General features: G+C 66.7%; 28 protein-coding genes and 1 pseudogene. 17 read left to right on the forward strand and 12 right to left on the reverse strand.

The window, feature by feature from the left end; translation table 11 throughout:
- Positions 1–73: 73 nt before the first annotated feature.
- Positions 74–217: pseudogene (locus tag THIX_RS01245) on the forward strand (cysteine hydrolase); the annotation flags it as partial.
- Between the two features lie 128 nt (positions 218–345).
- Here the strand turns inward: THIX_RS01245 and THIX_RS01250 are convergent.
- From THIX_RS01250 to THIX_RS01260, 3 genes are all read right to left on the reverse strand, one after another.
- Positions 346–1,797, reverse strand: coding sequence for an amidohydrolase family protein (locus tag THIX_RS01250; protein ID WP_112484517.1), 1,452 nt, complete (start codon positions 1,795–1,797; stop codon positions 346–348).
- 67 nt (positions 1,798–1,864) lie between these two features.
- Positions 1,865–2,668 (reverse strand): ABC transporter ATP-binding protein, encoded by an 804-nt coding sequence (locus THIX_RS01255; RefSeq protein WP_112488044.1) that lies wholly within the window; start codon positions 2,666–2,668, stop codon positions 1,865–1,867.
- 102 nt (positions 2,669–2,770) lie between these two features.
- The gene (locus THIX_RS01260; RefSeq protein ID WP_112484518.1) at positions 2,771–3,856 is read right to left on the reverse strand and encodes an aromatic ring-hydroxylating dioxygenase subunit alpha; all 1,086 of its coding nucleotides are present in this window, start codon (positions 3,854–3,856) and stop codon (positions 2,771–2,773) included.
- A gap of 514 nt (positions 3,857–4,370) precedes the next feature.
- Here THIX_RS01260 and THIX_RS01265 point away from each other — a divergent pair.
- Positions 4,371–5,408, forward strand: coding sequence for an ABC transporter substrate-binding protein (locus THIX_RS01265; protein ID WP_112488045.1), 1,038 nt, complete (start codon positions 4,371–4,373; stop codon positions 5,406–5,408).
- Positions 5,409–5,574: 166 nt separating this feature from the next.
- Here THIX_RS01265 and THIX_RS01270 read toward each other — a convergent pair whose 3' ends face one another.
- Entirely contained in the window at positions 5,575–6,930 is a 1,356-nt protein-coding gene (locus THIX_RS01270; RefSeq protein ID WP_112484377.1) for an IS1182-like element ISThsp16 family transposase, read from the reverse strand.
- Between the two features lie 221 nt (positions 6,931–7,151).
- Here THIX_RS01270 and THIX_RS01275 point away from each other — a divergent pair, with 221 nt between their 5' ends.
- The 4 genes from THIX_RS01275 to THIX_RS01290 all read left to right on the forward strand — a co-directional run bounded on the left by THIX_RS01275 (position 7,152) and on the right by THIX_RS01290 (position 10,800).
- On the forward strand, positions 7,152–7,952 hold the full coding sequence (locus THIX_RS01275) for an ABC transporter permease (protein WP_112484519.1): 801 nt from the start codon (positions 7,152–7,154) through the stop codon (positions 7,950–7,952).
- A gap of 197 nt (positions 7,953–8,149) precedes the next feature.
- A complete protein-coding gene (locus THIX_RS01280; protein WP_112484520.1) occupies positions 8,150–9,031 on the forward strand; it encodes an outer envelope protein in 882 nt (293 codons plus the stop codon).
- Between the two features lie 186 nt (positions 9,032–9,217).
- Positions 9,218–9,940 carry a Crp/Fnr family transcriptional regulator gene (locus tag THIX_RS01285; RefSeq protein WP_199195215.1) on the forward strand — a complete coding sequence of 241 codons (723 nt, stop codon included), beginning with the start codon at positions 9,218–9,220 and terminating at the stop codon, positions 9,938–9,940.
- A 167-nt stretch (positions 9,941–10,107) separates the two neighbouring features.
- Positions 10,108–10,800 carry a Crp/Fnr family transcriptional regulator gene (locus THIX_RS01290; RefSeq protein ID WP_112488047.1) on the forward strand — a complete coding sequence of 231 codons (693 nt, stop codon included), beginning with the start codon at positions 10,108–10,110 and terminating at the stop codon, positions 10,798–10,800.
- Between the two features lie 147 nt (positions 10,801–10,947).
- Here the strand turns inward: THIX_RS01290 and THIX_RS01295 are convergent, their stop codons facing one another.
- Together THIX_RS01295 and THIX_RS01300 are read right to left on the reverse strand one after the other, a co-directional pair.
- Complete coding sequence (locus tag THIX_RS01295; RefSeq protein ID WP_112488048.1) at positions 10,948–11,388, reverse strand: PRC-barrel domain-containing protein; 441 nt, start codon at positions 11,386–11,388, stop codon at positions 10,948–10,950.
- A 142-nt stretch (positions 11,389–11,530) separates the two neighbouring features.
- Positions 11,531–12,847, reverse strand: coding sequence for a PHB depolymerase family esterase (locus tag THIX_RS01300; RefSeq protein WP_112484521.1), 1,317 nt, complete (start codon positions 12,845–12,847; stop codon positions 11,531–11,533).
- Between the two features lie 482 nt (positions 12,848–13,329).
- Between THIX_RS01300 and THIX_RS01305 the strand changes: the two genes are divergently transcribed.
- The 10 genes from THIX_RS01305 (at position 13,330) to THIX_RS01350 (ending at position 20,151) form a co-directional block, all read left to right on the forward strand.
- A complete protein-coding gene (locus tag THIX_RS01305) occupies positions 13,330–14,391 on the forward strand; it encodes a type III polyketide synthase (protein ID WP_112484522.1) in 1,062 nt (353 codons plus the stop codon).
- A gap of 52 nt (positions 14,392–14,443) precedes the next feature.
- Entirely contained in the window at positions 14,444–15,205 is a 762-nt protein-coding gene (locus tag THIX_RS01310) for a trans-aconitate 2-methyltransferase (RefSeq protein ID WP_112484523.1), read from the forward strand.
- Entirely contained in the window at positions 15,205–16,641 is a 1,437-nt protein-coding gene (locus tag THIX_RS01315; RefSeq protein ID WP_112484524.1) for an NAD(P)/FAD-dependent oxidoreductase, read from the forward strand. Before THIX_RS01310 ends, THIX_RS01315 begins: the two co-directional genes overlap by 1 nt.
- Entirely contained in the window at positions 16,638–16,928 is a 291-nt protein-coding gene (locus THIX_RS01320) for an acyl carrier protein (RefSeq protein WP_112484525.1), read from the forward strand. Before THIX_RS01315 ends, THIX_RS01320 begins: the two co-directional genes overlap by 4 nt.
- 155 nt (positions 16,929–17,083) lie before the next feature.
- Positions 17,084–18,334, forward strand: coding sequence for a beta-ketoacyl synthase (locus tag THIX_RS01325; RefSeq protein WP_112484526.1), 1,251 nt, complete (start codon positions 17,084–17,086; stop codon positions 18,332–18,334).
- Positions 18,335–18,514: 180 nt separating this feature from the next.
- Positions 18,515–18,721 (forward strand): CsbD family protein, encoded by a 207-nt coding sequence (locus tag THIX_RS01330; protein ID WP_112484527.1) that lies wholly within the window; start codon positions 18,515–18,517, stop codon positions 18,719–18,721.
- A gap of 113 nt (positions 18,722–18,834) precedes the next feature.
- A complete protein-coding gene (locus tag THIX_RS01335) occupies positions 18,835–18,993 on the forward strand; it encodes a DUF3309 family protein (RefSeq protein ID WP_112484528.1) in 159 nt (52 codons plus the stop codon).
- Positions 18,994–19,089: 96 nt separating this feature from the next.
- A complete protein-coding gene (locus THIX_RS01340; protein ID WP_112484529.1) occupies positions 19,090–19,401 on the forward strand; it encodes a BON domain-containing protein in 312 nt (103 codons plus the stop codon).
- Positions 19,402–19,663: 262 nt separating this feature from the next.
- Entirely contained in the window at positions 19,664–19,879 is a 216-nt protein-coding gene (locus tag THIX_RS01345; protein WP_112484530.1) for a glycine zipper 2TM domain-containing protein, read from the forward strand.
- A gap of 77 nt (positions 19,880–19,956) precedes the next feature.
- A complete protein-coding gene (locus tag THIX_RS01350) occupies positions 19,957–20,151 on the forward strand; it encodes a hypothetical protein (protein ID WP_112484531.1) in 195 nt (64 codons plus the stop codon).
- Between the two features lie 68 nt (positions 20,152–20,219).
- Here THIX_RS01350 and THIX_RS01355 read toward each other — a convergent pair whose 3' ends face one another.
- The 5 genes from THIX_RS01355 to dksA form a co-directional block, all read right to left on the reverse strand.
- Positions 20,220–20,960 (reverse strand): serine protease, encoded by a 741-nt coding sequence (locus THIX_RS01355; RefSeq protein ID WP_112484532.1) that lies wholly within the window; start codon positions 20,958–20,960, stop codon positions 20,220–20,222.
- Positions 20,961–21,071: 111 nt separating this feature from the next.
- On the reverse strand, positions 21,072–21,935 hold the full coding sequence (locus THIX_RS01360) for a transglutaminase family protein (RefSeq protein WP_112488049.1): 864 nt from the start codon (positions 21,933–21,935) through the stop codon (positions 21,072–21,074).
- 120 nt (positions 21,936–22,055) lie between these two features.
- Positions 22,056–22,502: a universal stress protein gene (locus THIX_RS01365; RefSeq protein ID WP_112484533.1), complete on the reverse strand. Its 447-nt coding sequence runs from the start codon at positions 22,500–22,502 to the stop codon at positions 22,056–22,058.
- A 120-nt stretch (positions 22,503–22,622) separates the two neighbouring features.
- A complete protein-coding gene (locus THIX_RS23705) occupies positions 22,623–23,102 on the reverse strand; it encodes a hypothetical protein (protein WP_199195216.1) in 480 nt (159 codons plus the stop codon).
- Between the two features lie 13 nt (positions 23,103–23,115).
- The gene (dksA, locus tag THIX_RS01375; protein ID WP_112484534.1) at positions 23,116–23,559 is read right to left on the reverse strand and encodes an RNA polymerase-binding protein DksA; all 444 of its coding nucleotides are present in this window, start codon (positions 23,557–23,559) and stop codon (positions 23,116–23,118) included.
- Between the two features lie 142 nt (positions 23,560–23,701).
- Between dksA and THIX_RS01380 the strand changes: the two genes are divergently transcribed.
- The gene (locus tag THIX_RS01380; RefSeq protein ID WP_112484535.1) at positions 23,702–24,871 is read left to right on the forward strand and encodes an IS4 family transposase; all 1,170 of its coding nucleotides are present in this window, start codon (positions 23,702–23,704) and stop codon (positions 24,869–24,871) included.
- A gap of 108 nt (positions 24,872–24,979) precedes the next feature.
- Here the strand turns inward: THIX_RS01380 and THIX_RS01385 are convergent, their stop codons facing one another.
- A complete protein-coding gene (locus THIX_RS01385; protein WP_112484536.1) occupies positions 24,980–25,570 on the reverse strand; it encodes a bacterioferritin in 591 nt (196 codons plus the stop codon).
- Between the last annotated feature and the right edge of the window lie 256 nt (positions 25,571–25,826).

A 25,826-nucleotide genomic window follows, 5' to 3' on the forward strand; every position in this document is an offset into this window, starting at 1 on the left:
CCAGCAGCGCCGGCAGGTACAGATCGGCGTCGAGCTTGGGGAAGTGCAGCCCAAGGCCGCTGGGACTGATTTCGACCGCGGCTACGACTGCCTGCTGGTGGCGGAAGCCACCGCCAGCTACTTCCCGCGGTTCAAGCAGGCCACGCTGGAGATGATCACCGCGCAAGGCGGCATCGTCGGCTGGAGCTGCAAGCTGGAGGCGCTGCTGCAGGCCTGAAGCCGGTGTGCGACTTGCCATTGCGCCTCGTTCAAGTTGGAGGCGGCTTGCGCATGGCCGCTTGCCTCGGATAGCCGGGCGCGGCGGCGGATGCGTGAACAGCGCCGGCTTGCGCACGCGCGAGCCGCTCAGGCGCCGGCCAGGGTTTGCAGCGTGTGCACGGCAGCGCGCGATTGCGCGCCGAGTTCGGCCATGTCCAGGCCGGGAATGGCGCCGTCGCGCACCACCACCTTGCCGGCCACCAGCAGGGCGCGCAGGCTGGCGCCGCCGCTCACCACGGGCGCGATGGCGGGGTCGTGCAGGCCGAAGTGGCGCGGCTGGTCGAGCTTGTAGATGGCGATGTCGGCGGCCATGCCGGGCGCCAGCACGCCAACGCCCTCCAGCCCCAGCACGCGGGCGCCGCCGGCCGTGCCCCAGCGCACCACGTCATCCACCGTGGCGTCGGCCGCGCCGGCTTCACCGGCGCCGCCGGCATATTCCGGCAGGGCTTCGTGGCCGCCGCGGGCGCGCGCCATCAGCCAGGCGGTGTGGGCTTCGTTCAGCATGTCGGCAGCTTCGTTCGACGCCGCGCCGTCCACCGCCAGCGAGATCGGCGTGCCGGCGTTCTCCAGCGCCCGCACCGGGGCGATGCCGCTGCCCAGGCGGCCGTTGCTCTGCGGGCAATGGGCGATGCCGGGGCCGGTGCGGCCGAGCAGGGCGATGTCGTCCGTGCTGAGCTTGACCAGATGCGCGAACCACACGTCCGGCCCCAGCCAGTCGACGCTGGCGGCGAAGTCGATGGGGCTGCAACCGTGCTGCGTCATCGCGGTCTGCTGGTAGATGACCGTCTCCGACAGATGCGAGTGCAGGCGCAGGCCCAGGCTGCGGGCGTGGGCGGCGGTGTCGCGCAACTCCTGCGGCAGCATGGAGAACAGCGGCGTGGTCGGCGCCGCGACCACCCGGCGCAGGGCTTGCGGCGCGGGGTCGTGGTAGAGCGCATGCAGCCGCGTGAGGTCGTCGAGATAGGCCTGCAGGGTTTCCGGCCGCATGGCCTTGGGCAGGTCGGCCTCGAAGTTGCGGCTGCAGGTGGCGCCGCCACGGCAGAGCACGAAGCGCAGGCCGAGTTTCTCGGCCTCCTCGAACAGGATGGCGGAGCCGTCGAAGTCCATCTCGGGCCAGTAGTAGTAGTTGTGGTCGGCCACCGTGCCGCAGCCGGAAAGCGCCAGCTCCACCAGGCCGATGCGCGCCGCGAGGCGGAAACGCCCGGCGTTGAAGGCGGCGCGGTAGCGAAACGGCACCGCCGCCAGCCAGGGCGTGAGCGTGGCGTCGATGCCGCCGGGCACGCCCTTGAGCAGCGATTGCACGAGGTGGTGGTGGGTGTTGACCCAGGCCGGGTAGATGACGCAGCCGCTGGCGTCGAGCACGGCCTCTCCAGGTTCCGGCGCGAGGCTGCCGATGGCGGCGATGCGGCCATCGCGGATGCGCAGGCCGGTGGCGTGCGCGCCGGCGCGGGCTTGAGCACCGGGCAGGCCGGTGAGCAGTGCCAGGGCGCCACGAATCAGCAGGGCGGTGGAAGCGTTGGATGCGTCGGTAGGGGCCATGGGAGGTTGCATGTAGGGTGGCGAGCTGAGTCGTGTGGGGATGCGGGCGGTTGGGCGGCAGCCAGCCTCAGAACCGGCCCTGCGCCGCGGCGGTGAGCAGCCCGGAGAGCCGGCGGCAGTAGTTCAGGAACGGGGCGCTGACGCGCCAGTCGTCGTCACGCACGGCGGGGCCGTCGATGGCGATGTCGGCCACCACGCGCCCGGGGCGTGCCGCCATCACCACCACGCGGGTGGAGAGGAACACCGCCTCGTAGATGCTGTGGGTGACGAAGGCCACGGTCATGGCCTGCTGCGCCCACAGCCGGCGCACGTCGCTGTCGAGCTTGTTGCGGGTGAATTCGTCGAGCGCGCCGAAGGGCTCGTCGAGCAGCAGCAGGCTGGGGTGCGTCGCCAGCGCCCGCGCCAGCGACACCCGCATCTGCATGCCGCCGGACAGCTCGCGCGGCCAGGCGCTGGCGAAGCTCTCCAGCCCCACCATGCCGAGCACTTCGGTGACGCGGGCATCGGCCTCGGCGCGCGGGGCCTTGCGCAAGTCCAGCGGCAGCCGGGTGTTGGCGCGCACCCGCGCCCAGGGCATCAGCGTGGGTTCCTGGAACACCATGGAGAGCGATTGCTTGCCGTTGGCGCCTTCCTGCTTTTCCGAGCCCCACCACAGAATGCGCCCAGCCGATGGCGAATCCAGCCCGGCGAACATGCGCAGCAGCGTGCTCTTGCCGCAGCCCGACGGCCCGAGCAGGGAGACGAACTCGCCCTGCTGGATGCGCAGCCGCACCTCGTCGAGGGCGCGGGTACCGTTGGGGTAGGTCTTCTCCACGCGGTTGGCGAACAGCGCGGTGTTCGCGTCCGGCTGGGGTGGCGGCGGTGGCCGCATGAAGAGCGCATCGGAGACGTGCAGGTCCATGAAGGTTCTCGCGGTCGGGTGGATGGAGTGGGGGTGGGGCAGGCGATGTCGTGGCTGGGATGACCGCCAGGCTCATGCGCTGGGTGCCGTGACATCGCCTGCGCGTGTCTGGATGGGGATGGTGGGCCGCGGTGGCGCCGGGCGAAACACCTCCTCCTCCCCATGCGCCTGCAGCAGCGCCAGCAGGCGCTTGCGCATCAGCAGCCCGGGCTTGTCGGACTCCATGTGGAATTCGATGCGGCGGCGGGTGTCGATGCAGGCGTCGGGGTCGGTGGCTTCGAGGATGTCGCGGTCTTCATCGACGATGGGGCGATCCCAGTCGATCAGTTCCTGCGTGCTGCAATCGGCCTCGGCGTCGTTGCGGTACAGCCACTGCGCCAGCATGATGTGCGCATCGTCGATCGGCGTGGCGCAGTTGTAGATGATGTGGTGAATGCCGCTTTCGGGATAGACGCAGCCGAAGCGCCGCACGAACGGCAGCCACCAGCGGTTGAACAGATGGCGCTCGGTGAACGCGCCCGTGCTGCCGGTGATGCGGTGGCCATGCGCCGGGTTGCGGATGGGCACATGGGTCTCGGCCTCGAAGCCGTCGGCCGTGACATCGAGCCGGTAGCCCGACGGTTTGGGTTGCTCGTGGATGCCGAAATTGGCCTTGTGCACATAGCTGAAGTGCGCGTTGTCGAAGGCGTTCTCCATGAAGCGCAGCGGGCTCGTGGCCCAGCGTTCGTGAAACTGGAAAATGCGGCGAAAGCCCGCATCGCCGTCTTCCGCAAAGTCGGGAATCGGCGCCAGCGGCTCCTCCAGCGCCACCCAGACATAGCCGTAGCGCGCGGCACAGCGAAACGACTCCACCCGCGCCCCGGCGGCAATCACGCCATCCGGGTTTTGCGGAATGCGCACGCATGCGCCGGTGCAGTCGTAAGTCCAGCCGTGGTAGCCGCAGACGATGCGCCCGGCCTCGTCCACGAAGCCTTTGGACAGCTGCGCGGTGCGGTGGCAGCAGCGGTCGCGCAGCGCCGCGGGCTGGCCGTCGGGGCGCTTCCACAGCACCAGTCTTTCACCGAGCAAGGTGAACGGGCGCGGACCGGCGTCCAGCACGTGCAGGGGCGTGAGGGCGTACCAGAAGCGGCGCAGGACGGGTTGTTGGGTGACAAGCATGGAACTCTCCAGGGTTGGTGCAAGGCATCGCCATGCGCCGGAGCATGTTGTCGTGGCGGGCTGTGCAAGCGGTCGAACAGGGGTGGCTGGGCACCCGGCGCCGCCGCAGATCCCGCAGGCAGCAAGCCTGGCCGGCGCGGCTGGAGCAATGTCCCGCAGCCTGAGCTGCTGACCGCTTCTACTCACGCCATGCATGCAGCAATTTGCATGCCAGTTTTCCGTCCTGGCGGGCATCCCGGCTGCGCCGCCGAGCGCGTCCGTGGCTGGCTTCGGGGGGCATGGACAGGCCCCCTCAGCCCGACTGATCCACAACGGGGCGCAGCGCGCACCACAACATGGCGACAGGCACCGCGACGCAACCCAAACCCGGGCGCTTGCCGTCGTCGCGCCCGGCTCCAGGCCGGTTTTGCAGCATCGCAGCTGGCATACCTTTTGCTGGTCGATTGCATACAGTTTGATCGCGCATCAGCTTCCCGGCGTCCGTCCGCTTTGCCAACATCTCAAGGAGTGGTTCATGCAAGGTTCTCAGCCTTTGAAAACATCCAGCCCAGGGCGCCTGCGCTCGCGCCGCCTGCTGGCCGGCCTGGCACTGGCCTTGGGCCTGACGGGCCTGGCGCGGGCCGATGACCTGCCCAAGATCACCTTCTGCACCAACTGGTTTGCCGAGGCCGAGCATGGCGGCTTCTATCAGGCGGTGGCCACGGGCCTGTACAAGAAAGCGGGGCTGGACGTCACCATCAAGATGGGCGGCCCGCAGGTCAACGGCCTGCAACTGCTCGGCGCCGGCAGCTGCGACTTTTATATGGGCTATCCGATGCAGGACATCGTTGCCGCCTCGCATGGACTGCCGGTGGTGACCGTGGCGGCGAGCTTCCAGAAAGACCCGCAGGCCATCATCGCCCACCAGGGCGTGAAGTCGCTGGGCGACCTCAAAGGCAAACCCATTCTGGTGTCGCAAAGCGCCAATACCACGTGGTGGCCCTGGCTGGAAAACACCTTCGGTTTCACCCTGTCGCAGCAGCGCCCCTACACCTTCAGTGTCGCGCCCTTCCTGCATGACAAGAACCTCTCGCAGCAAGGCTATATCGGTTCCGAACCGCTGATGATCGAGAAGGGTGGGGAGACGCCCAAGGTGTTCCTCATGGCCGATTACGGCTGGCCGGCCTATGCCGAAACCATCGACACCACGCAGGCCATGATCGCCAAACACCCGCAATGGGTGGCGGCATTCGTCAAGGCTTCGGTGGAGGGCTGGCAGTCCTACCTGGCCGACCCGGCGCCGGGCAACAAGCTGATCGTCGAAGCCGACCCCAAGGAGACGCCGGAACAGCTGGCGTTCTCGATGAAGATGATGAAGAAATACCAGCTCGTCACCGGCGGCGCGGCGGCGAGCGAAGGCATCGGCATCATGACCGACAAGCGCTGGAAGGAGATGTTCGACTTCATGGTGCGCAACAAGATGATCCCGGCCGACTTTGATTACAAGAAGGTCTACGACCTGCAGTTCATCAAGCCGTTGAAGCTGCTGCCCACTGCGGCCGACACGCACTAGGAGGCTGTCGGACTTGAACCCGAGCGAATCCGATTGATCAGTGCGACGCGTTTTTTTTGACAGCGGCGCGCTGATCGAACGCTCTCGATGGTTGGCGAGACACTGTGAGGGCACATGGGGCGGCCTGGGGACTCGGTTTTGGCGTGGTCGGGGCGCACTATTGCCCTCACGCGGCTCGCAGGACGTGCATGCGCTTGATGTTCCAAGCCATGGTCACCAAGCTCCATTCGCCTTGTGCCTTGGCCAGCCCGCGCATGCTCATCTGGCGCCAACCCATCACTTGCTTGATGATGCCGAACACCGGCTCCACTGTCTGCTTGCGCAGGCCGTACAGGGCTCGGCCTGCTTGCGTGCCCAGGCGGTGTGCCATCTGCACGAGCGGATCCGTCGTCTGGGGCTCGGGCACATCGGGTGCAAAGCGCCCCATCACCGGCGTGTGATGCGACTCCCGCTTGAGCGCCAGCAGCGGCTCGATACCCGCGTCGTTGCACGCGATCACGTTGGCTTGGCTGAAGAAGCCGTTGTCCGTGATGAGCGTGTGCACCTCGCCCAGCACCGCGGGTAACGCTTGGATCTGCTGCAGCGTAGGCACAACTTCGCGCTTGTCGTTGGATGCCTGGCTCACATGCTGGGTGATCACCATCATCGTCGCGATGTCCACGCCGGCTTGTGCGTTGTAGCTTTGCTCGAAGCCCCCACCCGACACGGGCATGATGCGCGACTCTTCATCCGTGAGGTTGACCTGATCGCTGCTCCGGGGGCCGGCCTCTGGCGGCTCAGGGTCCTTGCCGCGCGGCTTCTTGCCCGCCTCGCGCTGGGCTTGGCGCTTGGCGGTCTTGGCCTCGTACTCCTGCTGCTCGACCTGATGGCGTTCGCTGGCGCGCTGCTCGATCTTGGCCTTGGCCTGCGCGATTGCGCTCAAGCGATCTGCACGCAGGGCGATCTCCGCCGGCACATCCATGCCGTCGGGTACCGTCGCGCGGTCGCTGTTCTCTGCCAGCGCCAGCAGCGTTTGTACTTCCTGGCGCAGCTGCGCCTCGATCTTGTTGGCATGAGCCCACGACAAGGCCTTGTGCTTGCTGGCGTTGGCGTCGATCTTGGTGCCATCCAGCGCGATGTGTCCGAGCTTGAGCAGCTTCATCTCGCGCGCCAGAACCAGCACCTGCACGAACAGTGCCTCCACCTCCTTCAAGAAGCGGCGGCGGAACGTCGCCAGCGTGTCGTGATCGGGGTGGGTATTGGCCGCAACAAAGCGGAACGCCACCGAGTCGTAGGTCGCCCGCTCGATCTTGCGGCTGGAGTGCACGCCGTTGGCGTAGCCGTAGATCAGCAGGCCCAGCAGCACCGCCGGATGGTGCGCCGCCGAGCCCCGGCCTGCGTACTGTCGGGCCAGATCGCCCAGATCAAGCTGCTCGATGACTTCGACCACGAAGCGCGCCAAGTGATCAGTGGGCAGCCATTCGTCCACCGACGGTGGCAACAGATATGCGGTGTCTCGGTCAACAGGGACGAAGCGGCTCATCGGCTCGGGCTCTCGGTTGTGCAGCAGCAATTGTCTCGGATAGCGTCTTCATCCGGAAGACCGCAAAGTCCGACAGTCTCCTAGGCCCGCCACGGCCATTGCGCCTCCCTACGTGCCTCCATACGCGCATCCCTACGCGCCGGCAAACGCCCGTCCAGTCGCGTCCCGGCGCAGCCAGCCCTCCTCGCTCCGCACACCCCCACGATTCGAGCATCGCCGCCATGCGCCCCAAACCCCTGCTCCATGACACACGCCTGCTGGGCATCGCGGCCCCCGTGCTGGTCGGCCTCGTCTTCCTGCTGTGCTGGCAGCTCGCGGTGGATCTGTCGCACATCCCCGCCTATCTGCTGCCCGGTCCGGTCACGATGGGACAAGCCCTGGCGGCCAACGCCCCAACCCTGTTCTGGGCCTTGTGGACGACCATGAAGGTGACCTTCCTCGCCTTCTTCATCGCCACCTTGCTGGGCACGCTGACCGCGCTGCTGTTCGCGCAGAGCCGTTTGCTGGAGCTCAGCCTGTTTCCCTACGCGGTGATGCTGCAGGTCACGCCCATCGTCGCCATTGCGCCGCTCATCATCATCTGGATCAAGAACACCGAACTGGCGCTGGTGGTGTGCGCCACCATCATTGCCATCTTCCCCATCATCTCCAACACCACGCTGGGACTCAACAGCGTCAGCGGCAATCTGGACAACCTGTTCACGCTGTACCGCGCCACGCGTTGGCGGCGGTTGGTGCGGCTGCGCATTCCCGGCGCCCTGCCCTATTTTTTCGGCGGCCTGCGCATCAGCAGCGGGCTGGCCTTGATTGGCGCCGTGGTGGCGGAGTTCGTCGCCGGCACCGGCGGACAGAGCGCCGGGCTGGCGTATCAGATCCTGCAGTCGGGCTACAACCTGCAGATCCCGGAGATGTTCGCCGCGCTCATCTTGTTGACGCTGGCGGGCGTGGCGCTGTTCGCGCTGATGCTGCTGCTGTCCAGGCAGGCGCTGAAGAACTGGCACGAGAGCGCCATGGATCGCTGAGCCCGGACATGACGACAACCCCTGTTCCCGGCATCTTCATGTCCCGCCTCCATGGCAGCGCTGGGCTCCTCACTGCGGAGGAGCCCAGCGCACGCCAACGCGCCGCTGCCACCCGCTGAATTTTGAGCTTCACCCATCGGCTTCATCCGCCAGCTTCATCCATGCCACCGATTTCACACGACACTGGGAGAACCCACATGAATCGCAAGCGAGCTTCTTCATCCAAACCAAGCGCCCTGGCTGCAGCCGCCGTCCTGGCTGCGGCTCTCGGTGCCGCCAACGCCGCGCAAGCCGCCACCTGGAGCGACGCCTGGGTGCACTTTGCCTACGGCACCCAGTTTGCCGAGCCGGGCTATAGGCAAAGCATCGCCAAGCGCATCGTCGGCTTCTCCTATGCCGGGGGCGACGGCTGGGGCACCAACTTCTTCAACCTCGACGTGCTCATGTCCGACGCCGGCGACCCCGAGGCCTGCGCCGCCGGCGCCAACTCCCCCTCCTGCGCCGCCGCCGGGGCGCAGGAGCTGTACGCCGTGTACCGCCGCACCTGGTCGTACGACCAGATCAGCGGCAACACCATCCAGTGGGGCCCGATCAACGACGTGAAGCTGGCCATGGGGGTGGACTACTCCGCCAAGAACACCACCTTCGGCCCGCGGGTGCGTAAGCTGCGCCTCGGCCCCATGGTGGGCCTGAACGTGCCGGGATTCGCCGAGGTGGGGCTGGAGCTGTACAAGGAGAGCAACCACAACGGCTTCACCCCCTACCCGCAAGGCGGTGACGTGACCTTCAACACCACCTATGTGCTGGCGGCCGACTGGGGCATTCCCCTGGCGGGCGGCCAATGGAAGTGGAGCGGCTATGTCGACCACATCGGCGCCAAGGGCTTTGGCACCGTGCCGGAGACCCTGCTGTCCACCGAGGTGATGTACGACGTGGGACGGGCGCTGTCTGGCGCGCCCAACAAGCTGTGGGCCGGCCTGCAGTACCAGTACTGGCGCAACAAGTTCGGCAACCCCTCCGGCACCACCCCAGGCGCCAAGGCCTCCACGCCCATGGTGCGGGTGGAATATCACTTCTGAAGCGGCTCGGGCGGCTGGCGTGAAGCCGCCGCCCGCCGGGCTGGAACGGCCTTCATGCTCAATGTTGTTTTCTCGTGCAACTCTGTGCGCTATCGCACAGAGTTGCTGGATTTCGCCACCTAAACTTGAAGAATCGAAACGGCCACCGGCTGCCCCTGCACACATCGCCATGGAGGAGTCCAGCCCATGCCCGCCCTCTCCATGCCACCGAAAACAAATGGGCTGCTGGCCTGCATGCCCGAGACGGAGTGGTTGCGCTGGCAGCCGCAGCTCGAATGGGTGAACCTCGAACTCGGCCAGGTGTTGTACGAGTCGGGCAATCCGCAGAGCCATGTGTATTTCCCCACCACGGCCATCGTCTCCCTGCTGTATGTGCTGGAAGACGGCTCCTCCGCCGAAATCGCGATTGTCGGACATGAAGGGCTGGTCGGAGTGTCGCTCTTCATGGGCGGCGAGTCCACCCCCAGCCGCGCCGTGGTGCAAAGCGCTGGCGAGTGCTACCGGCTGCGGGCATCGGGGATGCAAACCGAGTTCAATCGCGGCGGCCCGGTGCTGCACCTGCTGCTGCGCTACACGCAGGCGCTGATCACGCAGATGTCGCAAACAGCCGTGTGCAATCGCCACCACTCGCTGGACCAGCAGCTCTGCCGCTGGCTGCTGCTGAGCCTGGACCGACTGCAGGGCAACAGCCTGGCCATGACGCAGGAGCTGATCTCGAACATGCTGGGGGTGCGCCGCGAAGGCGTCACCGAAGCGGCGCTCAAGCTGCAGCGCGCCGGGCTGATCGAGTATGCACGCGGGCACATCAAGGTGCTCGATCGCCCGGGGCTGGAACAGCGCAGTTGCGAGTGCTACGCCGTGGTGAAGACCGAGTACGACCGCCTGCTGCCCCATACCGTGGCGACTTGAGCCCGAATCGGGCCGGGAACGACCGTGATTGGCCGCTATGTACGGCAGCGGACAGTCAGGGCGGTGGTTTTCGTGCAATGTGCAACGGCCAGTCCAGCGGCATTCAAGGGCAATGCATGGGCTGGCGCGTCCCCAGGCTTTGGGGCTGCCACCTCACGAAAACCGCCTTGACCACCGCACAGAATCACATCATCGAGCGCCTGCCCCGCACGGATCGCCAGCGCCTCCTGAACCTTTGCGAGCCCGTGCATCTGGTTCTGTCCGACGTGCTGTTCGTGCAGGGGGCGCCGTCCTTGTACGCCTACTTTCCCGTTGACGGGTTCATTTCCCTGCTGCAGCGGATCGACACCCATCCACCGCTGGAAGTGGGCATGGTCGGGCGCGAAGGCATGCTGGGTGTGCAGTTGGCGCTGGGGGTGGCAACGACACCGCTGCTGGCCGTGGTGCAGGGCTCGGGCAGTGCGTGGCGCGTCGAACAGAGCGCTTTCCAGCACGAGCTGCTGCAAAGTCCGGCGTTGCAGCAAAGCCTGCACCGCTATGTCGATGTGTTGATGGCGCAGTTGGCCGCCTCGGCGTCGTGCCAGCGCTTTCATCTGATCGGGGCGCGTCTGGCGCGCTGGCTGTTGATGAGCCAGGACCGCGTGCACTCCGACGTGTTCCACGTGACCCACGAGATTCTCGCCCACATGCTCGGCGTCCGCCGCGTCGGCGTGACGGTGGCCGCGCGGGACTTGCAGCGCCGCGGCCTGATCGAGTATCACCGCGGCGAACTCAAGGTGCTCGATCGCATCGGCCTCGAAGCTGCGGCATGCAGTTGCTACAACATGGACAAGGAGATTTACCGCACATTGATGCACTGAACATCGTGCTCCGCCCGCCGCGCTCGTAGGTTAGAGCCGAGGCGGCCGGTCCAGATCCAGGTTCAGAGTCGATGCGGTTGCGGGCTGATGGCGAGCACTCGCCATCAGCCCGTGTGGCGCACGGAGTCCCCGTGGCGCCTAGCGGTCCTACGTGGCGCGAGCCGTGTAGGACTTGGTGCCGTAGTAGCTGTGGATGCTCGTGGCCCAGGTTGGATCCACCATATTGGGCCAGTTGTCCTTGTCGAAACCCGGGGCGCTTTTGAGGCGCTCCTTGTCCACATTCAGCACGAAGTATTTGTGGTCAGCGTCAAGCTTCAGAGCACCCCACGGCACGGCAAACAACTTCTCGCCCATGCCAAGAAAGCCGCCGAACGACAGCACCGCATATTCAACGCGGCCACTGCGCATGTCCAGCATGATTTCCTTGATCTCGCCCAGGTTGTCCGCCTGCTCGTTATGCACATCGGTGCCAATCAGCGTGTCGGCGCCCATCAGGCCGGTGCGGCTGCCTTCATGCACGGCGCCCACGTTCCCGCCATTCGTCCGGCCTTTGTACATGCCATAGGTATCCCGCTCTTCGTAGTTCATGTTCATCTCGCTTCAAGAATGTGTGTTGAGAATCGACCCAAGCGCTCGCATTGGCAGTGCCAGGGAACGCTTGAAGAGAACGTAAGCCCCTCGAAACGTGACGTCTGTTCGGCAGCGAACATTGCGCGCATCGCCCCTTGGTTCAATGCCCGGCCGGGCCATACGGCTGGGCGAAGAAGAATCGCAGCATCTCGCCGGTGGCATCGGGTCCGCTGGGGTCGGTGTACGAACCCTCGGCGCGCCCGCCGGACCAGGCATGCCCCGCACCATGCAAGGACCAGTGTTCGCTCATGGCCTGGCCTTGTGCGTCGTGGTGGCTGCGGGTGTAGCTTTGGCCGCCCGCAGAAATGCCTCGTTCCGTGCGGAGCTGCCGTTCAGGCGCGGCCGGCTCGGTGGCGCCGAGGCGGTCCATGGCCGCGGCGATGACCTGCTCGCCATTGCGCGGATGAACCGTGCGGTCCTGGTCGCCGTGGAACACGATGGTCGGCACCAGAATCCGCGGCCTGATGGCTGGGCCCGAGACCGGGACCGGGCCTTTACCTTTGCCCTGGCCCTGTGGGCGCCGCCCCGCCGCACCGCCGCGCATGGCCGCGAGGGCGTCCGGCAGGTTGTCTGCCGCGCCGGGGGCGAGACCGGAATGCACCCCGACCGCCGCGAAAACGTCGGGATAAGCCGCCGCAACGATGGCCGCCATCGCGCCACCGGCCGACAGCCCCGCGATGTAAACGCGGCGGCCATCCATGCCATGCCGCAGCACCAGCGCCTGCGCCATCGCGGCGATCAAGGCCGGCTCTCCCAGGCCGCGCAACTGGTGGTCCTGCTGAAACCAGTTCCAGCAGCGGGCGGGATTGGCCTCCTGCGCCTGCTCGGGGTAGAGCACGAAGAATCCCTGCTCGCCAGCCCTCGCATTCATGCCCGTGCCGGCGGCGAAATCCTCAGGGCTCTGATTGCAGCCATGCAGCATGACCACGAGCGGCAGCGCCCGCGCGTCGTGCCCCGCTGGGATGTAGAGCTTGTAGCGGCGCGTCGTGCCCGCATGCTCGAACACGCCGTCGACGAAGGCGCTCCGGCCGCTTGGCTCCCGAACGACTCCGGCAGCGCCTTGCGGCACCAGCCTGCGCCCCAAGGCGGTGAAGCCGGGTTGGCTGTCGCCGTGCGCATCCTCGATGTTCTTCTGTCGATCCATTTCGAGACCATCCCCAAGCTGCTGCGCCCCCGCGGCAGCCCCCGCGGGGGAAAGAGCACGCTCCGGGCGGCCGTGCGTTTCCCCGCGAGCCGCGGCTGCCGGCGCCGGCAGTTCAAATCTGCCATCGGCAGGCCGGTCGGCGCTGGCAGCGTCGGCCTTGTCGGCACGCATCACGCCCAGCGCCCGCTGAATGGCCGCGGTGGCCTCGTCCAAGCGGCCGGCCTGGGTCAGCCTCGTCGCCTCGCGAATCAGATTCTGCAGGGATGCATGCATGGCTTGCCGATGGTATCCGTGCTTGCCGTCATGGATGCGTTCATGGGTGTCCTTGGGCTCGATTCTGGCCCTTGTTCAGGTGCCGGCAACCATCCTGGGCCAAGGGCCTGGCGTTCAAACCCTGTTTCGAGCGGCATTCAGACAGGCGTGAGCATCCGCAAGTTACCTGGCTTCAGAACCTGTGGTCTGTGCGGAAGGTAACGTAGGGTTTAGAAGGGCTTTTTGTGTTGTGCACAATGCATCCAAAGGCTTGCATGCCTGGCTGCCGATGACAAACCGCACATTGCAGCTCGTTCCAAGCCCACGCGGCGTTCGCCTGTCCCTTCGTTTGACCTGTGTTCGCCCGCGCACAGACCTCTTGCAAGCTGCGCCCCTACATTGCGTTCGGAGAAGTCCCACGCTGTCTTGACCGCGTGGCGGGGCACTTGGCTTCAGCTTGCCCGCCAACCTGTACTGCTGCATTTTTCGGCCCCTACGCACCCATGTACTTTCGTGGAATCGGTACCGCTACGCCACCCGCGCGCTACACCAAGGCCGAGTGCCTCGACGCGTTCCAGCAATCCGACTGGTTCGCGCGGCTGGACGTGCGCTCGCACTTCATTGCCAGCACCGTCCTGCAGCGCGACAACGGCATGGAAGCGCGCCAGCTTGCGGTCGATACGCTCGGCGATGTCTTCACCATCGACCCGAACACCCTGGCCCAGCGTTTTCTCGACAACGCCCCCGTGCTGGCGGCGCAGGCGGCGCAGCGTGCCCTGGCCAAGGCCGGTCTGGAGCTAGGCGACATCGGCGCGGTCATCGTCAGCACCTGCACCGGCTACCTCTGCCCGGGGCTGTCGGGCTATGTGGTCGAGCGCCTGGGGCTGCGCGCCGATGTGCAGGCCTTCGACCTCGTGGGCCAGGGCTGTGCCGCGGCGCTGCCCAATATGCAGCTCGGCCGCGCCCTGCTCGCTTCGGGAGCGGCCGAGCATGTGCTCTCGGTTTGCGTCGAAATCTGCAGCGCCGCGATGTTTCTCGACAATGACCCCGGGGTGCTGATCAGCGCCTGCCTGTTCGGCGACGGCGCCGGCGCGGTGGTGTTGTCGAGCGCGCCGAATGCCGCCGGGCCGCGCATCGCCTGGAAGGACAGCATGTCGCTGATCGACCCGACCGAGCGCAAGGCGCTGATGTTCGAGAGCAGCGACGGCATGCTGCGCAACATCCTGACGCGCGCCGTGCCCTCCCTGGCCGCCGCGCATGCGCGCCGCGTGCTCGACGCCGTGCTGGCGCGCGCCGGGCTGGGCATGGGCGACATCGGCACCTGGATCATGCATGCCGGTGGGCGCGACGTGCTGCTCGCGCTGGAACGCCAGTTCGGCCTGCCGGCCGGGAACCTACGCTACAGTTCGACGATGCTGCGCCAGTACGGCAATCTGTCGAGCGCCTTCGTCTACTTCGTGCTGGAAGCGGCACTGGCCGACGCGGCGCCGCCGGGCTGGTGGTGGCTCTCGTCCTTCGGCGCCGGCTTCAGCTGCCACGGCGCGCTGCTGGAGGTGACGGCATGAAGCGCTGCGCCGCCTGGCATGGACATGCCCTGCATCAACATGAGGATCAGCGATGAAAGGCGTGGCCATGACGCCTCTGCCGCGTAGCGTCAGCGCTGAAACCCTCGACGGCCTGGCCGAGGACGACCCCGTCGCCATGCGCTCGCGCCGCGACCTGCAGCGGGTGCATCGCTTCATGGGCACGCGCTCCATCGTGCTGCGCGCCTTGCGCCGCTGGCCCATGCCGCGCGACGCGGCCACACCCTTGCGCGTGCTCGAACTCGGCGCCGGCGATGGCAGCCTGATGCTGGGCGTCGCCCGCGCCCTGGCACCGGCGTGGCCGCGCGTCGAACTCACGCTGCTGGACCGCCAGGCGCTGATCACGCCGGCGGCCGTCGAGCATTATGCCCAGGCGGGCTGGCGCGCGACGAGCAGGACCGTCGATGTCCTGGACTGGGCCGCCGAGCCGGCGGAGGTCTCGCCGGGCGACGGCCGCGCCGAACGCTGGGACGTGATCATCGCCAACCTGTTCCTGCATCATTTCGAGGCGCAGCAGCTTGCAGCGCTGCTGCGCGCCATCGCAGCCCGCTGCGACCGCTTCTTCGCCTGTGAGCCACGTCGCGCCAGGTTTGCGCTCGCGGGCAGCCATCTCGTCGGCGCCCTCGGTGCCAATGCCGTCACGCGCCAGGACGCGGTCCTGAGCGTGCACGCGGGCTTCCAGGGCGTCGAGCTCTCGTCGCTGTGGCCGGTGTGGGACGGCAGCTGGAACCTGCGGGAACATTCCGCCGGCCTGTTCAGCCACTGCCTGCTCGCCGAGCGCTCCGGGGCGGGCTGATGCAGGCGCCTCTCGACGCCATCATCATCGGCGCCGGGCCTGCAGGCTCGGCCGCCGCCATCCTCTTGGCGCGCGCCGGATGGTCGGTCGCGCTGCTCGAGAGGCAGCGTTTTCCGCGCCGCAAGGTTTGCGGCGAATGTCTCGCCGCGAGCAATCTGCCCCTGCTCGACCACCTCGGCATCGGACCCGCCTTCCAAGCCGCGGCCGGCCCCGATTTGCGCCAGGTCGCGCTGCTGCGCGGCCAGCAACAGGTGCTGGCGGAACTGCCGGGCGCGGCGCAGGAAGGCCAGCGCTGGGGCCGCGCGCTCGGGCGCGAAACCCTGGACACGCTGCTGCTCGAACAGGCCCGCGCGGCGGGCGCGCAGGTGCTGCAACCCTGGGCGGTGCAGGCGGTGCGCGGTGGCAGGGGCGACTGGACCATGGAGGCGCGCGAGGCCGAAACCGGCGCCCTGCTGACGCTGCGCGCGCCGGTGGCCATTGCCGCGCAGGGCTCCTGGGAGGTGCTGCCTTGGGAGCGCCCCCGAGGCCGGCCTTCCGAGGATGATGAGACCGCTTCGGACGGCCGGGCGTTTTCTCAGGACCGGCCACGGCGCCAGCGGCTGCGCCGCGACGCCGATCTGTTCGCCTTCAAGGCCAACTTCCGCCACGCCGCACAGGCCGAGAGCCGGCTCTCGGTGCTCGCGCTCGACGGCGGCTACGGCGGCATGGTGCTGGCCGACCGCGGCATCACCACCGTGGCCTGCTGTGTGCGCCGCGACCGGCTCGCCGCCTGCAGGCGCGACGAACCCGGGCTGCGTGCGGGAGACGCCGTCGAAGCCTGGCTGATTCGAACCTGCGCCGGTGTGCGCAGGGCGCTGGCCCCGGCGCAGCGCGAAGGGCCGTGGCTGGCTGTCGGGCCGCTCGACCCTGGCATCCGGCTCAGCGCCGGCGACGCCATGTTCCGCATCGGCAATGCCGCCGGCGAGGCCCACCCGATCGTGGGCGAAGGCATGAGCATGGCGCTGCAATCGGCCTGGCTGCTGTGCGCCCATCTGCTCGGGCCGCAGACCGTCGATGCAGCGGGGCCGGGCACCGCATTTTCCGCTGCGGCCAGGGCCATGCCACACCCCACCATCGGCAGCGAGGCCTGGCAGCGCGCCATGGCCCTGCGCTATGCCACGGCCTGGCGGCGCCAGTTCGCGCCGCGGCTGTGGCTGGCTGCGGCCTTCGCCCACGCGGCCATGCGGCCGGCGGCGTCGGCGCCGCTCCTGACCCTTGCGCGGGCATGGCCCGGGCTGCTGACGCAAGGCGCAAGCTGGAGCGGCAAGACCCGCGGCATTGCCGGCCCAGCGGCCCTGGCCTTGCCGCGCCATGCGCGCGCCACGGCAACGCCAACGCAGGGACCCCGCTCCAGCCAAGGCAAGGCCACGTCCAACCCACTCAAGGAACTGCCATGACAACGACCTTCGAGCGCCTGTGCGCCATTCTGGTGAAGGATTACAAACTCGACCCGGAATCGCTGACCCCGGATGCCACGCTGGAAAGCCTGGGCATCGATTCGCTCGGCGCCGCCGAACTGTTTTTCAACGCGGAGGATGTGTTCGGTGTCACCTTCCCGCCGGAGCAGGTGCCGCTGCTCACGCTCGGCGATGTGGTGCGCTACATCGACGCGCTGCTTGCGGAACAACATGGCGGCAAGCCCAAGGCGACGCCAGCCGAGCCTGCCGCGCAGCAGGCGAGATGACCGCCCCCACCCGCCCGCAAGCGGGCGCCCCCCGAGGGGGGCAAGGAAACTTGGGAGCGGCCCGGCGTTTCCTTGCGACCGCCCCCACCCGCCCGCAAAGCGGGCGCCCCCCGAGGGGGGCAGGAATCCTGGCGGTTGGTGGTCGGGTTGTGGTCATGAGACGGGTCGCAGTCACCGGCATCGGCGTGCTTTGCCCACTGGGCAAGAGTGTGGCGGAGGTTTACGGCAACGCGCATGCCGGGCGCTCCGGCGTTCACCGCCTCGAAGCGCCGTTTGCCCATCGGCTGATCGCGCCGCTCGCCGCCACGGTGCCGAGGTTCGACGGCACGGAGCATTTCGATCCGCCCAAGCTGCGCATGCTCGACCGCGTCAGCCAGTTCGCCCTGGTGGCCGCGCGCCAGGCCCTCGACGCCGCTGGCGGCATGCTCGACGCCTGCGACCGCAGCCGTGCCGGTGTTTTCGTCGGCACGGGCATGGGCGGTTGCCTCAGCAACGACGAGGGCTACCAGACGCTTTACGGCGAAGCTTCCGACCGCATCAAGCCCTACACCGTGCTGCTGGGCATGCCCAACGCGCCAGCCGGGTGGATCGGCCTGGAGCATGGCTTGCTCGGCCCCGGCCTGACCTACTCGACCGCTTGCGCCGCGTCGGCCGTGGCGATCGGCGAGGCCTGGTTGCGCATCGCCAGCGGCAGCCTGGATCTGGCCCTTGCCGGTGGCGCGGAAGCCCCGCTGGCCTTCGGCTCCCTGAAGGCCTGGGAGGCGCTGCGCACACTGGCCACCATCGACGCCGCCGAGCCCTCGGCATCGTGCAAGCCGTTCTCACAAAACCGCAGTGGCATGGTCCTCGGCGAAGGCGCGGCCATGCTGGTGCTGGAGCCCTGGGAGCAGGCCGTCGCCCGGGGGGCTGCGATTCACGGCGAAATTCTGGGCTACGGGCTCAGCACCGATGCCGGCCACCTCACCCGGCCGAGCGTCGCGGGCCAGGCTGCGGCGATGCGCGCCGCGCTGCAATCTGCCGCGCTCGACCCGCAGGACATCGACATGATCAACGCGCACGGCACCGGCACGCTGGCCAACGACGCCGTGGAGACGGCTGCGATCAAGGCCGTGTTCGGCGCCCGCGCCCTGCACATCCCCATCAGCGCGACCAAGGCCATGCACGGCCACCTGCTCGGTGCCGCGGGCGCACTGGAATGCGCCTTGTCGCTGCTGGCCCTGCAGCACGGCACCGCCTTGCCGACCATGCACCTGCAGTGCCCGGACCCGGCATGCGATCTGGACTATGTGCCCAACGTCGCGCGCGACGGCGTTGCGGCGCGCACCCTGCTGTCGAACTCGTTCGCCTTCGGCGGCACCAACGCCGTGCTCGTGCTGCGCGCGGCATCGCCCGCTGCCAGCGGCTGACCGCGCGATCAAGCCTTCAGCCCCAAGGCCCACCAGGGCCGGCCATGTGCGCTAACGCACAGACACCCAACTTGCAACGCGATACGTTTGGTTCCTGCCCAGACCCGGCGCTGACATGCACAACGGCGGCCGGACTGGGTTCACGCGGAGCGTCACGCTCTGCCACGACAAGGAGCGATCATGAACTGGGCACGTATCGAAGGAAACTGGAAACAGCTCAAGGGCCAGGCCAAGGAGCAGTGGGGAAAACTCACGGATGACCAGTTGGATGTGATTGCCGGCAAACGCGACCAGCTCGCCGGCAAGATTCAGGAATCGTATGGAATCACCAAGGACGAGGCCGAAAAGCAGCTCGACGCCTGGCAGAAAAGCCGCAAATTCGATTGATCAATCGCTGAACACCGACCCGAGTCCATGATGCGCAAGGTCAGCCGACTGACCTGCAATGTATTGATGCGACCAGATCCCGATGGATCTCGGTCTTAACCAGGAGCTCCACCATGTCATTAGGCACGATACTGCTGATCATCCTCGTTCTCATGTTGATCGGCGTTCTTCCAAGTTGGCCCCATAGCCGCAGCTGGGGTTATTTCCCAAGCGGTATTCTCGGATTTATTTTGATTATCGTTCTTATTCTTTTTCTGACGGGCCGGATGTAAATATCAATTCGCACCCATGTCATGATTATTAAATCATGGAACCGGCAGAACCGAATCATCAGCGGGCCGCGTCAATGCGTTCACCAGGAGTTCATCATGCGATTCAACAAGGTTCTTTATGCATTCATGCTTGCGGCGTCGGTCGCAAGCTTCACGGGTTGCGCGGCGACACCGACACAGGACAGCACCGGCCAGTATCTCGATGACACCGCGATCACCGCCAAGGTGAAAGCCGCCATCTTCGCCGACCCCAACCTCAAGCTTTTCGAGATCAAGGTCGTGACGTTCAAGGGCGTGGTGCAGCTCAGCGGCTTCGTCGGCTCGCGCGAGGAGGAACTCAAGGCGGTGGACTTGGCTCGGCATGTGAGCGGCGTGAAGGCGGTGCAAAACAACATGAGCGTGAAGTAGAGCATCGGCATCGAGACCCCGGACCTTGCCGTGCGACGCGCCTGGCCCATCGCGATGCCGGGAAAAAACGAGCGAGCCGCACCCCGCCACCGTTGACGAGACGGACGCCCCAGGCGGTATCGAAGGTGCCACGCGAGACGTTCGCAGGAAATGCCATGGATCGATGCCTGCATCGGGCAAAGACCCGCATTGGCAAGTCGGCCGGTTGCGCCTCACCGCCAGCCGTGCCTTTTCAAATCAACCTGATTCGAGAGGTCACACCATGAGAACCAAGCAGAGATTCCTACCCTCCATCGCCGCCGCAGCCATGCTGCTCGCCCTGGGGGGCTGCGCCGGCATGTCGAGGCAGAATAAAGACACGGCCATCGGCGCCGGTGTCGGCGCCGTGGGTGGCGCCGTGTTGTCGGGCGGCAGTGGCATTGGCACGGTGGGTGGCGCGGCCGTCGGCGGCGTCATCGGCAACCAAGTCGGCAAGTAAGTAAGCCCCCCTTGCGCGAGGCGTCAGTCCAAACGCTGCGGTGTTGGCCTGATGCGGCGCACAACCCAGGTACCCCCATGACTCCACACATCAAACGTCTTGCCACCGCGTTCGCCATCAGCGCCGTGATGGTCGCGCTTGCCGGCTGTCAGAAGCCCGAGGGCCCGGCGCAGAAGGCGGGCAAGGCCATCGACCAGGGCGCGGCGAAGGCTGGGCAGGCGATTCAAAACGCCGGCAACAGCATTCAAAAAACGGCCAAGGGCAACCCGTAGCAAACGCCGCTCTGACAACGGCGGACCGACCGCAGGAGCCTGACCGCCTTGCCGCAGGCGCGGGCCGATCAGCGCTCGGCGGCATTGGCTGGCGCGGTGAGCGTGAGCAGGATGTCGGCATACCAGGCGCAGTTCAGCCCGAGCGACTCGTCCTGTCGCAGGTCGCGGCTGCCGATGTCGATGCGCGTGGTGTGCACGCCCAGCAGCTTCCAGGGCAGTTCCGGGTCGCCGTCGGGATGGCGCAGCACGACGGGCGCGCCACTGGTGCCGCGATGGGTGCGCGCGTCGGTGAGAAAGTAGCCCTGGCCCTGAAAGCACAGGCCGAAGGATGAGGCGATGGTCGCCTGGCGCACCACGGGCAGATGATGCAAGGTGTCGTGGAAGCCGAGCGGAAAACCGACCACGAGCAGGGGGCTGCCCACCTCCACCTCCCGCAGGCAACGCTGCAGGTGCGCGGGCGTGAAACTGCACAGCAGGACACCGGCCGGAAGCATGGCGCGATCGATCTCGATCACCGCCACGTCGATTTCGCCACCGTCATCGCTGCCTTGGCGCCAGAGCCGCTCGCCATGGTCGTAGAGCAGGACCGAGAGCGCGGTGGAGCGGGCGAGGTTGTCGGCCTCGGTGTGCAACTCGATTTCGATGCGGCTCGGGGCATGCCCGCTCGGCGCGTCGATCAGCACATGCCGGCTGGTGACCAGATACAGATGCTGGTCGCGCTCGAAGTAAAACCCGCTGGCCCCGGTCAACGGCCGGCCGTGATCGAAGGTCGAAATACGGGCGGTGGTCAGCAGCAGGGGTTCGATCATGAGCAGCCTCGCTTCAAGCCGCGGCGCGCTCGCCTCTTGCCGCGCCGGTCGAGGTCGCGCAGCACTGGCGCCCGGGTCGCCGACCCAGGCGCCAAGCCGGCGCGTTGCGGGTCAATCATCCGTTGAAAGCGCCTCGGTCCTGTGGTGCGGGAGGATCAGCTGGCCGTCGGCGCCGGCAATGGCTTCGATGGTGATGATGGGCGCGGACGAGCGGACCGGACCGAAGATGGTGGCGAACGCCACGTCGGCCGCGTCGCGCCCGGAGCCGAAGCGCACGAAGCCCATGGGGATGGCCGTGCCCGAGGGGTCGAAGATGTACCAGCGCCCGCCCAGATAGACCTCGACATAGGCGTGGAAGTCGGTGGGGCCGAGGCCGGGGTCGGCGCCGTAGTCGATGCCGGTGGTGAAGCGCGCCGGGATGTTGCTGGCCCGGCACAGCGCAATCATCAGGTGAGCGAAGTCGCGGCACACCCCTTCGGTCGCGACCAGCGTGTCGATCGCCGAGGTGTTGGAGTTCGAGGTGTTCATCACGAAGGTCGTGTGCTGCTCCACCCAGTCGCGTATCGCCATGGCGCGGCCGTAGCCAGGCTTGATCTGGCCGAATTCGCGCAGCGCCAGCTTGTACAGCCGGTCCGACTGGCAGTAGCGGCTGGGGTAGATGTAGCCCAGCACGCGCGCCGGCAACTGCGCCACCGCGACTTCCGCGATCTGCCCGGGTTCGGCGACATGGTGCTGCAGGTCGACCGTGGCGCCGTAGCGCACTTGCAAAGGGCCCGCAGCCGCGCGCAGGCGCATGGCGCGATTGCCGGAGGCGGGGCTGGTCTCGACCTTGAACTGGATGTTCTGGCTCAGCGTCAGGGTCTCCTCCAGCACATGCTGCTGCTCGGTGTGGGCGGCGTGGATATTGAAGACGAAGTCGCAACCGGGCTCGAAGACCTCGTAGTTCAACTCCAGTGTCAGACGCATGCGGATCATGGGGGAGTCACGCTCGGCGCGCGGGTGGTGTTTGGGTTGGTGGATGAGGAATTGGCGGCTTGGCCGCGACGCACGGGTGTGCATCGCCCCTGCCACCAGGCGCGGCCATGACCGCCGGCTTCAGGCCGCCGGCACGTCGCCCAGCTGCACGTTGAGCACGGGAATGGCGCACAGGCGCTCCACGCCAGCCGCCACGCTGGGCTGCAGCAGGTGGTAAAGGCCGCCGTGCCCATGGCTGCCGAACACGATCAGGTCGGCGCCCCAGGCCTGCGCGTCGGCCGTGATGACGGCGGCAATGTCGGTGGCCTCGGGGCTGGTCTCGGCGATGGCGGTGCTGGCTTGCAGGCCGGCATCCGTGGCGCTTTGCATCCAGCCATCGAGCATCAGCCGGGCATCGTTGCTCATCACTTCGATCATGTTGGGGACGGAACCCATGAAACTGTTGAAGTCGATGACGACCAGAAAACGCACGGCGGCCGCGTGCTCGCGCGCCAGGCCGATGGCATGTGCCGCCGCAGCCTGCGCCGTGTCGCTTGCGTCGAGGGGAATGAGTATTTTGGTGGTCATGGTTGGTGTGCGCTGGGCGCCGGTGTCGAGTCTGTGTGCATCGTAGGAGTCTTCTGAGCCTGGGGCGTGCCTGTTTCCGAATCGGCCCGCGCCATCGGCGGACCCCGACCAGCGCGAGGCCTACCAGCGCAAAGACTGGTTCATGCTGCCGGCATGCACCTGAATGCTCCGCGTCTGCCCATGGTGGGTGCCCATCACGGTGTACGTGCCCGCTGGCAACTTGACGTAGCACAGCGGCCCGCTGGCCGTGAAGCTGGCCACGGTCTTGCCGTGGGACTGGATCTGGATCGGCACATCGGCCAGATAGGCCCCACCCGGCCCGCCCACCATCCAGAAACCAAGGTTGAAGTCCTTCGCCCGGGCTTTCAACTGCTGCAGGCTTGCATCGCCCACGCCGCCGCAAAGGTGGACGATGGCCGCATGCGGCTCAGCCGGGTTCTGCTGCGGCTCCTGGGCTCGGGCCTGGGCCACACCCATGAGCCATGACGCACAGGCGCCGATGAAAGCCAGCGTCAGAAGGGCTTTGCGCGCCGTGACGGCATGCGGCTTGACCATGATGGAAGGCTCCAGGCCGGAACTCGCCTGCGGGGCGGCGTGCACGGGCCTTGCACGCTCATGCATGGCCGCGCACGGGCCGGCGGTTGCGGGTCGATTCGCGCAAGGCCTGCTCGTCCAGGGAAAGCGTCGCGGTGGGGCGCGCCATCAGGCGGGCCAAGCCGATGGGTTCGCCGGACTCCTCGCACAGGCCATAGCTGCCATCGTGAATCCGCACCAGCGCCTGGTCGATGGCGTGCAGATGCCTGCGCTCGCGGTCACGCACCCGCAGTTCGAGCGCATGGTCCTCTTCCAGCGAGGCGCGGTCAGACGGGTCGGGAGTCGGCTCGAACTCCTGCAGATGGCTGGTGGTCTCGTGCGCCGACTGCAACAAGGCCTCGCGCTCACGCAGCAGCAAGGCCTCGAAAAACGCCAATTGCTCGGCCGTGAGGGGTTGATCAACCGTCGGCGGCAGCGGCTTGATGCGCCGGATGGAAGCCGTGACTGAAACTTGTCGATGCATCAGTAGTGTCCGGTTGATTGGATGTCAGCGAGCCGCCGAGCCAATGTTGACGCGGGTTTTGAGCGATTCATGGGTGTCCACGATTTGAATTTCGGTTTGCCGATTTGCGATGCTGACGGGTTTGCACGACCCGAGGTGATGCATGAACATCGGCAAGACGCTGTTTGCGCAGGTGATGGAGTTTGTGCCATGGAAGACGTTTGGTCGCATCATCGAGCGGCACCAGGGCGATGCCGGTGTGCGTACGCTGGGGTGCGCCGATGTGTTTCGCGTCCTGGCGTTCGCGCAACTCACCTGGCGCGAATCGCTGCGCGACATCGAGGCGTGTCTGGCGGCCAACCAGACCAAGCTGTTCCACATGGGGATCAAAGCTGTGCCTGCGCGCTCCACGCTGTCCGATGCGTTGACTCAGCGCGATTGGCGCATCTATCACGCGCTGGCGCAGCGGTTGATCGCCCGGGCACGGGCGCTGTATGCGCAGGAGCCTTCGGACCTGGGGCTCGACGCCACGGTCTACGCGCTGGACTCCACCACCATCGATCTGTGCCTGAGCTTGTTCGACTGGGCACCATTTCGCTCCACCAAGGCCGCCATCAAGCTGCACACGCTCTTGGACTTGCGTGGGGCGATTCCCGCCTTCATTCACATCAGCGACGGCAAACTGCACGATGTCAACGTGCTCGACGTCCTGCCCGTGGAGGCTGGAGCGTTCTACGTGATGGACCGGGGCTACGTGGATTTCGCGCGGCTGTATGCACTGCATCAGGCCGGCGCCTTCTTCATCACGCGAGCCAAGAAGGGCATGGACGCGCGGCGGGTGTACTCGGCTGCCACCGACCGCAGCACGGGGGTGATCTGCGATCAGAGCATCCGCTTCAACGGCTTTTACGCCAGCCGGGACTATCCCGAGCATCTGCGCCGCATTCGTTTCAAAGACCCCGAATCGGGCAGGACGCTGATCTTCCTGACGAACAACACGAGCCTGCCAGCCTTGACGATCGCCGCACTCTACAAGAGCCGCTGGCAGGTCGAACTCTTCTTCAAATGGATCAAGCAGCATCTGCGGATCAAGCGTTTTCTGGGCACCAGCGAGAACGCGGTGAAAACGCAAATCTGGTGTGCCATCGCCACCTACGTGCTGATTGCCATCATCAAACAGGAGCTTCACCTCGATGCCTCGCTCTACACATGTCTACAGATTCTGTCGGTCTCGGTTTTCGAGAAAACCCAGCTTTCATGCGCCTTGCAGCCCGATCGCACCCAACCCGAACTGGTCTCGATCGCTAACCAATTGAATCTGTTCGAGATTTAACCGGACACTACTATCGATGCATCATGATGGACCTCGGTCTTGTCGAAATGCGGGCGTGAAAAACGAGATGGACTGGGCACGCGTCGCGCAGCTTTCTGGTCGGACGCTTCAGTCTGCCAGCCAGTCCTTGAGTTCCTCGGCGTGCTCTTGCTCGTTGCTCAGGATGTCTTCCACCAGGCGCCTGGTGGTCGAGTCCTTGTCGCCGATGAGCGTGATGATCTGGCTGTAGGTTTCGATGGCCACGCGTTCGGCCACGAGGTTCGCGCGGATCATGGCCTTCAGGTCGAGCGCGTCGTTGTAGGCCGCATGGCTGCGCGCGGCGAGCGAATCCGGCGAGAAGTCGGGCTGGCCTCCCAGTTGCACGATGCGCTCGGCCAGGCGGTCGGCATGGCCCTGTTCTTCCTGGGCATGGACCAGGAACTCTTCGGCAATCTTGGGCGAAGCCAGCCCCTGCGCGGTGAAGTGGTGGCGCTTGTAGCGCAGCACGCAAACCAGCTCGGTGGCGAGCGAGTCGTTGAGCAACTGGATGATGTCTTGGCTCCACGGGCCGTAGTGCGGCGTCATGGCGCCCCGGCTCAGGCTGTTCCTCGCGGCATCGATGGCCGCGGTGTTCAGCTTCAGGCGGGTGTTGCTGGCCGCGGTTTCGGGCTTGGCTTTGACTTTGAGCTTCGGCTTGGTGCTTTTGGTCTTGGTACTCATCGGGACGTTCCTTTCGAAGGCATGGAAGGCGGACGACGCCACACGGCGCGTACGCGCCGTGGCGGCGCGCGATGCGAGCGCCCGGCCGGCAGGCTCCGACCGAAGCCTGTGTCTGGTGTCGGCCCGGCGAAGCGGTCACCGCAGTCGCCTCAACCCTTGCAGGCTAGGCCTCCAGGGTGCTCACGTCTGTGCGCCAGCGCACAGTGTCTGGGCATGCGCTGGCGTGGCGTGATCGACGGCCCGGGTCGCGCCGGCC

It is taken from the genome of Thiomonas sp. X19, assembly GCF_900089495.1.
In the GTDB taxonomy this organism is placed as follows: Bacteria; Pseudomonadota; Gammaproteobacteria; order Burkholderiales; family Burkholderiaceae_C; genus Thiomonas_A.